10 protein-coding genes are annotated in these 11772 nt (G+C 61.5%); 3 read left to right on the top strand and 7 right to left on the bottom strand.

Translation table 11 applies throughout. The annotated features are described in order from the left end of the window. The first annotated feature begins 41 nt into the window (after positions 1-41). Positions 42-566: a hypothetical protein gene (locus tag AC4LE2_RS17045; RefSeq protein ID WP_491826876.1), complete on the top strand. Its 525-nt coding sequence runs from the start codon at positions 42-44 to the stop codon at positions 564-566. Positions 567-630: 64 nt separating this feature from the next. Here AC4LE2_RS17045 and AC4LE2_RS17040 read toward each other — a convergent pair whose 3' ends face one another. Together AC4LE2_RS17040 and AC4LE2_RS17035 are read right to left on the bottom strand one after the other, a co-directional pair. Further along, on the bottom strand, positions 631-3000 hold the full coding sequence (locus tag AC4LE2_RS17040; RefSeq protein WP_491826875.1) for a PepSY domain-containing protein: 2370 nt from the start codon (positions 2998-3000) through the stop codon (positions 631-633). 88 nt (positions 3001-3088) lie between these two features. Continuing rightward, on the bottom strand, positions 3089-5317 hold the full coding sequence (locus AC4LE2_RS17035) for a TonB-dependent receptor (protein ID WP_491826874.1): 2229 nt from the start codon (positions 5315-5317) through the stop codon (positions 3089-3091). A 174-nt stretch (positions 5318-5491) separates the two neighbouring features. On the opposite strand from AC4LE2_RS17035, the gene AC4LE2_RS17030 reads away from it, so the two are divergent. Continuing rightward, entirely contained in the window at positions 5492-6172 is a 681-nt protein-coding gene (locus AC4LE2_RS17030) for a Fe2+-dependent dioxygenase (RefSeq protein ID WP_491826873.1), read from the top strand. Next, entirely contained in the window at positions 6169-6942 is a 774-nt protein-coding gene (locus AC4LE2_RS17025) for a tetratricopeptide repeat protein (protein ID WP_491826872.1), read from the top strand. Before AC4LE2_RS17030 ends, AC4LE2_RS17025 begins: the two co-directional genes overlap by 4 nt. On the opposite strand, the gene AC4LE2_RS17020 is transcribed toward AC4LE2_RS17025, so the two are convergent. The 5 genes from AC4LE2_RS17020 to AC4LE2_RS17000 form a co-directional block, all read right to left on the bottom strand. Then, on the bottom strand, positions 6905-8068 hold the full coding sequence (locus tag AC4LE2_RS17020) for a type III PLP-dependent enzyme (RefSeq protein WP_491826871.1): 1164 nt from the start codon (positions 8066-8068) through the stop codon (positions 6905-6907). The two genes, AC4LE2_RS17025 and AC4LE2_RS17020, sit on opposite strands and share 38 nt — an antisense overlap. Positions 8069-8277: 209 nt before the next feature. Then, positions 8278-9435 (bottom strand): osmoprotectant ABC transporter ATP-binding protein OsmV, encoded by a 1158-nt coding sequence (locus AC4LE2_RS17015; RefSeq protein WP_491826870.1) that lies wholly within the window; start codon positions 9433-9435, stop codon positions 8278-8280. Continuing rightward, a complete protein-coding gene (locus tag AC4LE2_RS17010; RefSeq protein WP_491826869.1) occupies positions 9432-10085 on the bottom strand; it encodes an ABC transporter permease in 654 nt (217 codons plus the stop codon). Before AC4LE2_RS17010 ends, AC4LE2_RS17015 begins: the two co-directional genes overlap by 4 nt. Further along, positions 10082-10984, bottom strand: coding sequence for a glycine betaine ABC transporter substrate-binding protein (locus AC4LE2_RS17005; protein WP_491826868.1), 903 nt, complete (start codon positions 10982-10984; stop codon positions 10082-10084). Before AC4LE2_RS17005 ends, AC4LE2_RS17010 begins: the two co-directional genes overlap by 4 nt. A 21-nt stretch (positions 10985-11005) precedes the next feature. Continuing rightward, positions 11006-11725 carry an ABC transporter permease gene (locus AC4LE2_RS17000; RefSeq protein WP_491826867.1) on the bottom strand — a complete coding sequence of 240 codons (720 nt, stop codon included), beginning with the start codon at positions 11723-11725 and terminating at the stop codon, positions 11006-11008. Positions 11726-11772: the final 47 nt, after the last annotated feature.

Genomic DNA, 11772 nt, shown 5'->3' with positions numbered 1-11772 from the left:
TACCTCTGAGCATGAGCGCTCCCTGACAATGGAGCATCATCATGCAACCACGCTATATCAAAGACTTATCGTTCGTAGCCACGCTGAACGTCATTAACACTCAGGCACCTGGGCCTGTGCATACATGGGAACAGGCAGGGCGAAGAGACGACGGTTCTTTCATCGGACGTGATGGGAGCTGGCTGACGTCCACTCAAGCGTTTGCGAAACGCGGGCCTCAACCCCTCTGGTTCGGGGCCGTGAGCCGTGGTGAGGGCTTCACCCGCTATGAACTGCGGCTGTGGGGTGAGAACGCAGGCGCGGCTCGCAATGTACGAGCTGAATTCAGTGACAGCGGCTACCTTGGCCTCTACCCTCTGACCGACGCGGTGACGCCAGCCATTTACCTGTATGAACACGACACCTATGTCCGCATGACTGACGCACGTGGCCAGTTAGTACGTGTAGGGTTCGAAGCGTCGAGCCTGACAGGCTACAGCGGCGATTACCTAAACCTTCAGAAGGGCATCATTGCTCAGTTCACCCTGAATGTGATTGAAAAAGGGGTGGCTGAGCCTGGCGCCTGATACCCGCCCCACATAGCCGGCCTGTTTCAAGGCCGGCGCCATGGCCGGCAGCGCACCAGCCCGGTCAGTACACATCCCGCCGATACCGCCCGGTTTCGATCAAGCCGTCAACAGCGGCGTTCCCCAACAGTTGGCGCAAGGTAGTGTCGACCCCTTGAGCCATGCCTTCCAGGCTGCCGCACAGGTAAATCAGTGCGCCTTTATCTAGCCATTGACGCAGGTCGTCGGCGGCCTCCACCAGCAGGTGCTGTACGTAGCGCTTGTGTGGTTGGTCCTGTGAGAACACAGGGTCGAGGCGAGCCAGCGCGCCGGTGGCCTGCCAGGCGGTAAGTTGGCCTTCGCACAGAAAATCCGTCGCCCGGTTACGTTCGCCGAATATCAGCCAGTTGCGGTGATGGCCGGCCGCGATGCGGGCCTTGAGCACACCCAGCAAGCCGGCCAAGCCGCTGCCATTGCCTACCAGGATCAAGGGGCAATCGCCTTCAGGGGGGTGGAAGTTACTGTTGGGCCTTAATCGCGCGTCCAGGCTACTGCCAAGGGCTAACTGTGCTGTGAGCCAGCCTGAACACACGCCAAGTGCGCCGTGGGCCAGGCGGTGTTGGCGCACCAGCAGGCAGAGGGTGCCCTCGGCAGGCAGCGAGGCGATGGAGTAGGCGCGGGGCTGAGTAGCCAGGTGCTGCCCGGGCGGCAGCACTTCCAACAGGTCACCGGCACTCCAGTGCAGGCCCGGCGGGATGGCGAGTTCCAACCTGTACAGGGGCGCCCCCGCGCTGTCAGGGTTCAGCAGGGTGCGCTGTATGAGCACCCAGGGGTATACGGGGGCGAGGCCTGGCACGGCATCGGCCACCGCCACATCGCTTGCCGCACAATGAACCCCCAGCGCCTGTTGCCATTGGCCTAGGTCGCTTTCGCTGGCGCAGTCCACTTCTATAGGCGGGAACAGAGCCTGTGCACCCTGAGCGTCGAGCCAGCCTGTCAGGCGGCGGCCGAAGCCGCAGAAATCGTCATAGCTGCGGTCTCCCAGCGCCAATAGGGCGTAGCGCAACTGCGGCAATGGCCACTGGCGGGCAGCCAGTTGCCGCTCGAACAGGCGGGCGCTGTCCGGGGCCTGACCGTCCCCGAAGGTGCTCACCACGAACACCGCCTGGCAGGCGCCCTTGAGATCGGCTTCGCTTACCGTGGCCAGGCTGATCACGCGGGCACCCTGACCACTTGCCTGCAAGCGAGCGGCAGCCTGCCACGCCAACTGCTCGGCGAAACCACTCTGGCTGGCGAAGGCGATCAGCCAGCCTTCTTCCCGGCCATCCAGGCCCTGTTGGCTCAGGCGGATATGCCGTGCCTTGCGCCGGCGGTCCAGGTACAGCAGCCAGCCCGTGATGAAAAACAGTGGCATGCACAAGCTGGCCGCCATCATCAGCAGGCGCCCAGGCAGCCCGAAATAGCTACCGGTGTGCAGTGCATAGTTGCTGGCGAACAGTTGTTCCCCTAGCGGCTTGCTGGCATAGGTGTCGTGCTTGAGCACCGCGCCACTGACCGGGTTGAGCGTCAGGGTATTGAAAGCGCGATCATGGGGGGAGTGTGTCAGCAGGTAGAACACTGTGGCCGGTTGGCCAGGCCCTGCGGGCAAGCGCAGGTTGAAGCTGCTCAGCTCAGGCCCCGCCGTGGCCTGAAGGGTTCGCCACAGGGCATCGAGGTCGGGGGCCGGCCCAGGTGCATCACGTTGGCGGCCGCCGCGCCCCTCGCCGCTACGCGGGGGCACGGCGGTGCCGGTGAGCACCTGCGAGGCGCCTGCTCGAAACCAGTCATACGACCAGATCAACCCCGTACAGGCGGCCACGAGGTAACACGCCAGGCACCAAGTACCCGCCACCGCGTGCAGGTTCCACTGAAAGGCACGGCCACGCGCTGCCCAGTTCAGGCTCAGCCAGGCACGCCACCGCAGCGGCTGTCGCGGCCAGCGCAGGTAAATTCCGGAGAAACAAAAGAACAGCAAGGCCAGGGTACAGGCGGCGGTCACCTGCTTGCCGCTTTCCCCCAGGGCCAGAAAGCGGTGCAGCCGTAGCACGAAGCCAAAGAAGGCCTGACCAGTCACCTCGCCTCGCACCTGGCCGGTGTACGGGTCTACATATTGGGTAGGCCCGCGCCGCTCACCAGGCGCGGGCGCGTAGGACACGCGCGAGGCCTGATCGCCGGTAAGGTTGATCCAGAGCCCGCTGACCTTGCCGGGATACTGGTCCTCTAACTGGTGTACCAGACGTGACAGCGGCTCGATGCCCGCCTCGTTGGGCGTTACCTTCAGTGTGGTGGGGTTGAGTGCCAGCAGCAGCTCGTCTTGAAAGGTGTACAAGGCGCCAGTAATGCCCATCAGCGAGAGCACCAGGCCTGCGGAAATTCCAAGCAGCCAATGAAGTTGAAATACCGTTTTCTTGAACACGTGCCGGCCTGCTGGGGAAAAAGGGCCAAGGTTAAATCACCAACGCCCCGCACACCTAGGCGAGCGAGGCGGTGGCCATGGGCGAGGGTTAGAAGTGGAAGTTAGCGCTCATCAACGCGGTGCGGCCGGGCGCCACATGGGCGTAATGGGTTTGGAAGACCTGATCGAAATAGCGTTTGTCAGTGAGGTTTTGCACATTCAATTGCAGGTCGAGGTGCTTCGTCACGTGGTATTGCGCCATGGCGTCGTAGCGCCAGTAGGCAGGCACCTCTACCGAATTGGCTTCGTTGCCGAAGCGGGCATCGACGAAGGTCGCACCGGCACCGAAGGTGAGCTTGGGCGTTAGCGCATAGGTGGACCACAGGTTGAACGACTGACGCGGGGTGTTGGGCAGGTGGTTGCCTTCGTCGGCCGCGGCGGTGGTTTCCATTAGCTCGCTGCGCAGGTAGGTATACCCGCCATAGAGGTTCCAGGCGTCGGTCAGCTTGCCACTGTAGGTCAGCTCGATGCCGTCTACCCGTTGCTTGCCGCCCAGTACCTGATAGGTGCCGCCATCGGGGTCGGCTATCCGGGCGTTGGTTTTGTCTGTGCGGAACACCGCTGCCGTCAGCGCCAGGCGGTCATCGAACAGGTCCCACTTGGTGCCCACTTCGTAATTGCGATTACGCTCGGGCTCAAGATTGGTATTGGCGTCGCTCAGCTCCAACCCACCATTGCCGCTGGTCTCTCCGGCGGGATTGCTTGAGGTGGACCAGGCCGCGTACAGGCTGCCGTTGGGGCGAACGTTGTACACCACCCCCAGTTGGTAATTCCACAGATGGCTGTTGTTTTCCCGCGAGAAATCACCGGCCACCGCGCCGCGCCCGCCGGTGGAGTAACCACTGGACCGGGTTTGGTAATCGTCATAACGCAGGCCTGCGTTCACCGACCACCGTTCACTGAGCTTCAACGTATCGAACACATAGCCGGCAGCGGTTTTGGTGTCGGTATCAGTATAAGCAGGGCTGTCGGTGACCGTCCCGTCCCAGGCATCGCCCGGGGAGGGGTTGCTCAAGGAGGTGCAGTCGCCTGCGGGGACCGCGCCGGCCCTGCAGTTGGAGGTACCGGACACCACGTAGGCGCGGTTGTGTGTGTCCTGATAGGTCACTTCTATGCCGCTGTTGAGCGTGTGCTCGATGGCGCCCGTCTTGAAGCGGAAGGTCAGGTCGGTTTGGTTGGCAAACCCTTGGGAGGTGGAGTTGCGGCTTTTTGCCGAACGCGAGACCAAGCCATTGGCCACGTTACCTCGGCTGTCGTCCGGGTTGGTGACGATATAGTCCAGGGTGGAACGGGACACCCGCAGGCTGTTGCCCAGGGTTACGTTCTCGTTGAGGTCGTGCTCGATGCGCACGGTGCCACTGTCGTTGGTGCTCTTACGGTAGTCTCGGGCATCGAGGCCGTAGAAGTTGCTTTTGCTCACACTTACAGGCTTATCGATCTGGTACTTCGAGCGGTTCGGGCTTGAGGTGAGCGGAATGCCGTAGTCGGGCATGTCATCGGTGGACAGGTGATAGTAGCCCAGCGTTACCCGCGTGTCGGTGCCCAGGCCAAGGGCAAGGGAGGGTGCGAAGCCCCAGCGGCTGACGTCTACGTCGTCCCGGCCAGCCACGTTGGCCTCATGCTTCATCAGGTTGAGGCGCACGGCCGAGGTGTCGGTGAGTTGCTTGTTGAGGTCCAGCACGGTTCGCTTGGTCTGGTCAGAGCCCCAGGTGAAACCACCGTCATACGCATCGCCCAGCTTGGCCGACTTTGTGATGAGGTTAAGGCTGCCACCCGTGGAACCCGCGCCGGTGAAGGCTGAGCCAGGCCCTTTGCTGACCTCGACGGCCTCAACGTTGAAGATTTCCCGGCTTTGCGCGGCAACGTCACGCATACCGTCGATGAACACGTCGCTTTCGGCGTTGAAGCCGCGGATGATCGGGCGGTCCGCAGCAGGGTTGCCGCCTTCGCCCGCGCCAAAAGTGATACCAGGCGTGGTACGCAGTGCGTCGGTCAAGCTGGTAGCGGCGGTGTCCCTGATCACCTGTTGAGGGATAACGGTCACGCTCTTGGGCGTCTCGCGCAGCGGGGCGGTGTACTTGTTCGAGGCCGAGTCGTCGGTCTTGTAGGCGGCAGCCTCTGCCTGCTCCGTGACGGTCGTAGCGCCCAGGGTCACAGCATTGTCGTCCGCTTCAGCAGCCTGCGCCACGTGCGTGGCTGAAACGCTGGAAATCGCTACCCCCATCGCCGAAGCGACGAAGCGTTGCGAGCCGTGGAATGGTCTGAATTGGCGTGACATTGGGTCCCTCCCGAGGTCTGAGGCGCGGCAGAATAAGCTAAATGCGTATTTATATCAATTGAGAAACAATATTGTTCGTCATGGGATTGACCTGCCGCAATCCCTTGGGACGCGGCGCTTGATTGTCACAACGGGTAATAATTATCATTGCGCCCCCTTGATCGAGGCGCGTTCATGCTCATTCAAATTCCTGCGCTCTTTACCCCTGCTGAGGTACGTCGTATCCGTGACGCGCTGGCGGCCAGCCAATGGGCAGACGGCAAACTCACCGCGGGCTATCAATCAGCCAAAGCCAAACACAACCTGCAATTACCTGAAGAGCACCCGTTAGCGCGAGAAATTGGTAGCGCGTTGCTGGAGCGCTTATGGGCCAGCCCGTTGTTCCTCTCGGCAGCGTTGCCACACAAGGTGTTTCCACCCTTGATCAACTGCTACCAAGAGGGCGGCAGCTTCGACTTTCATATCGATAACGCCGTGCGCCAGCCCCGAGGCGGGGGCGAGCGGCTGAGAACGGACCTGTCGTCCACATTGTTCCTGAGCGACCCGGCGGACTACGACGGCGGCGAGCTGGAAATCCAGGACACCTTTGGCACCCAGGCAATCAAGCTGGCGGCTGGCGACCTACTGCTGTACCCCGGCACCAGCCTGCACAAAGTAAGGCCGGTCACGCGGGGGGCGCGCTATGCGGCATTTTTCTGGACGCAAAGCCTGGTGCGCGAAGACGCCCAGCGGGCGTTGCTGTTTGAAATGGACGGTGCGATCCAGGCCCTTACCGCAGAGGTGCCCGACCACCCGGCGCTGCTGCGCTTGACGGGCACCTACCACAACCTGTTACGCCGCTGGGTAGACGTATGAGTGGCTGGGCACTGCGTCGAGAGGAGGTCCTGGACGACGCGACCTTGCGCCAACAGCTGGCCAGTAGCCCCGCCCACGCTGCCCGGGCATTACTGGCCGCTGCTGGCGCCGGCGCGGTAGAGGCCCAGGCGTTACTTGGGCAGATTCTGCTCGATGGCCACGGCATCGAGCGCGACCCCGGTTTGGCCCTGCGCTGGTTTGCCATCGCCGCGCAGGCCGGGCATGTGATGGCCACCAATATGCTGGGCCGTTGCCACGAACTCGGTTGGGGCTGCGAGCCCAACGCTGCGCAGGCAGCCCGGTATTACCGCGCCTGCGCGGACAAGGGCCTGGATTGGGGGCTATACAACCTGGGTAATTTGCTCGCGACGGGCCGGGGCGTGCCTCAAGATGACGTCGCCGCCGCGGCCTGCTACCGCCGCGCCGCCGAACAAGGGCACGCCAAGGCCATGAATCTGTATGGCCGGTACCTGGAGGAGGGGCGCGGCGTGGTGCAAGACCAGGCCGCCGCGCGCGCGTGGTATCAGCGCTCTGCCGAAGCGGGGGATTTTCGCGGCCAGTTCAGCCACGCCGGCGTGCTGATCGGCGCTGGCAAGCTTCACGAGGCGGTGGTGTGGTTGGAAAAAGCACGCAAAGGTGGCCACGCCGCTTTTCGCGCCGTGGCAGCCCGCGCGTTAGCGCAGGCGAGCCAGCCTGAAGTGCGAGCTTTGGCGGCGGCTTGGCAGACGACGCTTACAGGTAGTACGACTTCAGCGGCGGGAAGCCATTAAATTCGACAGCGCTGTAGCTGGTGGTGTACGCCCCGGTGGACAGCCAGTACAAGCGGTCACCGATGGCCAGATTCAGCGGCAGGCCGTACTTGTAGTGCTCGTACATGATGTCCGCGCTGTCGCAGGTAGGGCCTGCGATCACCACTTCTTCCATTTCGCCTTTTTTCTCGGTCCAGATCGGGAACTTGATGGACTCGTCCATGGTTTCGATCAGGCCGCTGAACTTGCCCACATCGGCGTAGACCCAGCGCTCCACAGCGGTACGCGACTTGCGCGCCACCAATACCACTTCACTTACCAGAATTCCGGCGTTGGCAATCAACGAGCGGCCTGGCTCCAGGATGATCTCTGGCAGCTCATCGCCAAAGTCTTCTTTAAGGAAGCGAATGATCTCCTCGGCGTAGGTTTCCAGGCTGTTGGTGCGGGTGATGTAGTTGGCCGGGAAGCCACCGCCCATGTTGATCAGCTTTAGCACGATGCCGTCTTCTTCCTTGAGGCGCTCGAAGATCACTTTGACCTTGGCAATGGCTGCGTCCCACACGCTGATGTCGCGTTGCTGGGAGCCCACGTGGAATGAAATACCGTAGGGCACCAGGCCCAGATCCCGTGCGAGGATCAGCAGATCCATGGCCATGTCGGTCTGGCAGCCGAACTTGCGCGACAGCGGCCAGTCGGCGGTGGTGGAGCCTTCGGTCAGGATGCGCACATACACCTTGGCACCCGGCGCGGCCTTGGCAATGTTGCGCAGGTCGGCTTCCGAGTCGGTGGCAAACAGCCGCACGCCTTTGTCGTAGAAGTAGCGGATGTCCTTGGACTTCTTGATGGTGTTGCCATAACTGATGCGCTCTGGCCCCACACCACAGCCCATGACCTTGTCCAGCTCATAGATAGAGGCGATATCGAAGCTTGAGCCTTTGTCGCGCAACAGCTCGATGATTTCAACGGCAGGGTTGGCCTTAACGGCGTAGTACACCTTGGCGAACTCAAAACCTGCCCGCAGGTCGTCGTACGCCTTGCTGATGATCTGGGTATCGATCACCACGAAAGGGGTTTCTTGGGTGTCGGCAAACGCTTTCATCTTCTGGAAGGTTTCGCGCGGGTAGTAATCCTCGACCTTGATCGACATACAAGAAATCCTCAGGCAGGCGTGAATGAAGTCGCCGCGCACTGTAGGGCGTGACGCCTTGGAGATCAATAAAAACTGTCGCGTTTAAATAAGTTAAACAGCCAGGCAAATTGGTTTGTATTTTCCCGTAGCAGCACAGCTTGCTGGCGACCGGCATCACTACGGTGTCACGGCCGGTCGCTGGCAAGCCACGCTGCTACGGGTTGGGGTTAGCTCGCTATCTGCTCGGCGGGCGATACGATGCTGGTCTTCATGCCCCGCGAGCGGCCGGAGCTGAGGTACGCTGCAATGGATTCCTGGGTGACTTCGCCCAGGAACACGTTTTCGGCGTCGAGTACCGGCAGCCACGAGCGGTTGAATTCATACATGCGCGACAGCAGGATGCGCAGGTTCTCGTCATAGGCCGCTGTGCCGTTGAAGGGCCGCAGGAAGGCGGTGCAGGCACCTTGTTGACGGTGCAGGTCGCGGCGGCGTACGTAGCCCAAGGCTTTGTTGGCCGCATCGGTGACTACCACGTAACGGCGGTCATGCTCGTCCATCAGCTCCAGTGCATCGCTCACCGGCGTTTCCGGGCTCACCGATGGGGCATTGTCCGCGGCATCTTCAGCCTTCACCAGCAGCAAGCGCTTGAGCGTGCTGTCCTGGCCTACGAAGTTGCTCACGAAATCGTCTACCGGGTGCGCCAGCAGCGTGTCGGGGTGGTCCAGTTGCAGCAGTTTCCCCGCCCGGAAAATCGCAATCTTGTCGCCCAGCTTCAGGGCTTCGTCGATGTCATGGCTAACCATGATCACGGTCTTGTTCAAGGCGCGCTGCATCTCGAAGAACTCATTCTGGATCATCTCCCGGTTGATCGGGTCGACTGCGCCAAAGGGCTCGTCCATCAACAGCAAGGGGGCGTCTGCCGCGAGCGCGCGAATTACCCCGATACGCTGTTGCTGGCCCCCGGACAATTCCCGGGGGTAGCGGTTGAGGTATTGCTTGGGCTCCAGCTTGATCATGCCCATCAGCTCGCGCGCGCGCTCGCGGCACCGGTTTTTGTCCCAGCCCAACAGGCGCGGCACCACGGTGATGTTTTCTTCGATGGTCATGTTGGGGAACAAGCCGATCTGCTGAATCACATAGCCGATCTTGCGGCGCAGGGTCACTTCATCCAGCGCGCTGGTGTCTTCGTTGTTGATCAATACTTTGCCGGAGGTGGGCTCGATCAAGCGGTTGATCATCTTCAAGGTGGTGCTCTTGCCGCAGCCCGAAGGGCCCAGGAACACGCAAATCTCGCCCTCGTTGACGGTCAGGTTCACGGCGTCCACGGCACGCACGTCCTTGCCGTTGGCGTTGAAGGTCTTGGTCAGGTTCTGGAGTTCGATCATTTGAGCAGTCCTTTCGGGGTCAGCGAGCGTTGCAGCCATTGCAAGAGCAGGTCAGCGATGATGGCGAGCACACTCACCAGCACGGCGCCCACGACCAGCATGGACATGTCGCTGCGGCTAATAGAGGTCAGGATGAGCACGCCCAGGCCACCGGCACCAATGGTAGCGGCGATGGTCATCACACCAATGTTCATCACTACGGCGGTGCGCACGCCCGCGAGAATGACGGGTACCGCGATGGGTAGCTCGACCATGCGCAAGCGCTGACCGAAGGTCATACCAATGCCCTTAGCGGCTTCCCGGATACCGGGTTCGACGCTGGTCAAGGCCAGGTAGGTGTTACGCAAGATGGGTAGCAGCGAATACAGGAACACCGCCGTGATGGCCGGCAAGGGCCCCAGGCCCTGGCCGAACTTGGAGTAGAACGGCAGCAGCAGCCCGAACAGCGCAATGGACGGTATGGTCAGCAGCACGGTTGCGCTGGCCTGCAAGGGCCCAGCCAGGGCAGGGAAGCGGGTCATCAGCACGCCCAGGGGCACGCCCACGATGATTGCCAGCGTGACCGCGATACTCACCAGCATCACGTGCTGCCCGGTCAGGTGCAGCACCTGGTTCCAATCAATGTGGGCGAAGGTGTCGAAGATGCTCATTTCGCCTCCTGTTTCAATTCAGGGTGTTCGGCCAGGAACGCGCGTGCCACGTCGGTGGGGTTGCGGTGCTCTACATCCACTTCGGCATTGAGTTGGCGCATGGTGGTGTTGTCCAGCAGGTCCGCCAGCGGCTTGAGCAAGCCTGCAAGGTTGGGGTGGGCGTCGAGATAATCCTTACGAATCACTGGCGCGGCGGTGTAGTCGGGGAAGTAATGCAGGTCGTCTTCCAATACCTTGAGGTGGAACGAATCAAGACGCCCATCCGTGGTGTAGACCAGCCCGGCGAACACCTGGCCGTTCTTCAGTGCCGTGTACACCAGCCCTGCATCCATTTGGCGGATGTCGCGGCGGGTGAACGCCAGGTCGTAGGTTTCGGTCAGGCCCACCAAACCATCAGGGCGGTTGGCGAATTCGGTATCCAGCGCCAGCACATGATCTTTTTTCGGCTCGTCTTTCACCACCTGATTCAATTGACTGATGGTGTTGACCGACGGGTACTGCTTGGCGATGTCGTCCGGGAACGCCAGGGCATAGGTGTTGTTGAACTTGGACGGGGCCAGCCACACCAGGCCTTTTTTCGCATCCAGCATTTTTACCCGCTCGTAGGTGGCATCGCTGTCGAGCTTCTCGTTTACGTGGTTGTACGACACCAACGACACGCCCGTGTATTCCCAAAGCAAATCCAGCTGGCCGGTTTCCTGGGCGCTGCGGGCAATGTTGCTACCCAGCCCCGAGGTGATCTGCACGTCGTAGCCTTTAGTCTTGAGGTACTCGGCGGTGAGGGTGGCCAGCACGGTCTGTTCGGTGAACACCCGTGCGCCCACCCGCAATACCGCGTTTTGCGCGTGGGCCTGGCCCGCGCACAGCAGGGCCAGGCCCAGCATCATCAGTTTTTTCATGAGAGGTCCTTGTCGGCAGGCTCAACGAGCCGGTGCCAGCCCGCGTTCAAGCCAGGTGCGGCTAGCGAATGTAACGATACCGTCCAGCAGCAGTGCCAGCAGCGCGGTACATACGGCGCCCAGTACCAGTTGCGGCTGATTGTTCAAGGCAATGCCTGGGAAGATCAGGCTGCCGAGGCTGTTGGCACCGATCAGGAACGACAGGGGCGCCGTGCCTACGTTAATGGCCAGGGCCACGCGAACGCCGCCGACGATGATCGGTACCGCATTGGGTAGCTCTACCTGCCACAGCACTTGGCGAGGGGTCATGCCGATACCAACGGCGGCTTCCTTGATCGAACCTTGGACATTTTTAAGGCCCTCGTAGGTGTTTCGCACGATGGGCAAGAGCGACGCCAGGAACAAGGCAAAGATCGCAGGCCCCGACCCGATGCCCAAGATACTCAACGCAATGGCCAGCACCGCCAGAGGAGGGATGGTATTGCCAATGTTGAACACCTGCATGAAGCGCTCGGCAGTGTTGGCCCGCGCCGGGCGGCTGAGCCAGATACCCGCCGGGATCCCCACAACCACCGCCGCCAACATCGACACCAGCACCAACTCCAGGTGTGCCTGCAGGTAGAACCAGATGTCATCTTGGTATTGCCGTATCGCGTCCATACCGATCCACTGGATTAGCAGGCCCAGGATGACAAGCGCTACTGCGCTCGCTATCAGGCCCGTTCTATAGCGTGTGGCCATAGACGTCTCCTTTCTTTATCAAGTCTGCGCGGTCGCGGCCCATCAGG

Source organism: Pseudomonas sp. 9.3L (genome assembly GCF_058536285.1).
This window is presented reverse-complemented; position numbering and strand designations above follow the sequence as displayed.

Coding starts and splice junctions, on each gene's coding strand:
- AC4LE2_RS17045 (WP_491826876.1), top strand. CDS start 42: ATGCAACCACGCTATATCAAAGACTTATCGTTCGTAGCCACGCTGAAC.
- AC4LE2_RS17035 (WP_491826874.1), bottom strand. CDS start 5,317: ATGTCACGCCAATTCAGACCATTCCACGGCTCGCAACGCTTCGTCGCT.
- AC4LE2_RS17030 (WP_491826873.1), top strand. CDS start 5,492: ATGCTCATTCAAATTCCTGCGCTCTTTACCCCTGCTGAGGTACGTCGT.
- AC4LE2_RS17025 (WP_491826872.1), top strand. CDS start 6,169: ATGAGTGGCTGGGCACTGCGTCGAGAGGAGGTCCTGGACGACGCGACC.
- AC4LE2_RS17020 (WP_491826871.1), bottom strand. CDS start 8,068: ATGTCGATCAAGGTCGAGGATTACTACCCGCGCGAAACCTTCCAGAAG.
- AC4LE2_RS17015 (WP_491826870.1), bottom strand. CDS start 9,435: ATGATCGAACTCCAGAACCTGACCAAGACCTTCAACGCCAACGGCAAG.
- AC4LE2_RS17010 (WP_491826869.1), bottom strand. CDS start 10,085: ATGAGCATCTTCGACACCTTCGCCCACATTGATTGGAACCAGGTGCTG.
- AC4LE2_RS17005 (WP_491826868.1), bottom strand. CDS start 10,984: ATGAAAAAACTGATGATGCTGGGCCTGGCCCTGCTGTGCGCGGGCCAG.
- AC4LE2_RS17000 (WP_491826867.1), bottom strand. CDS start 11,725: ATGGCCACACGCTATAGAACGGGCCTGATAGCGAGCGCAGTAGCGCTT.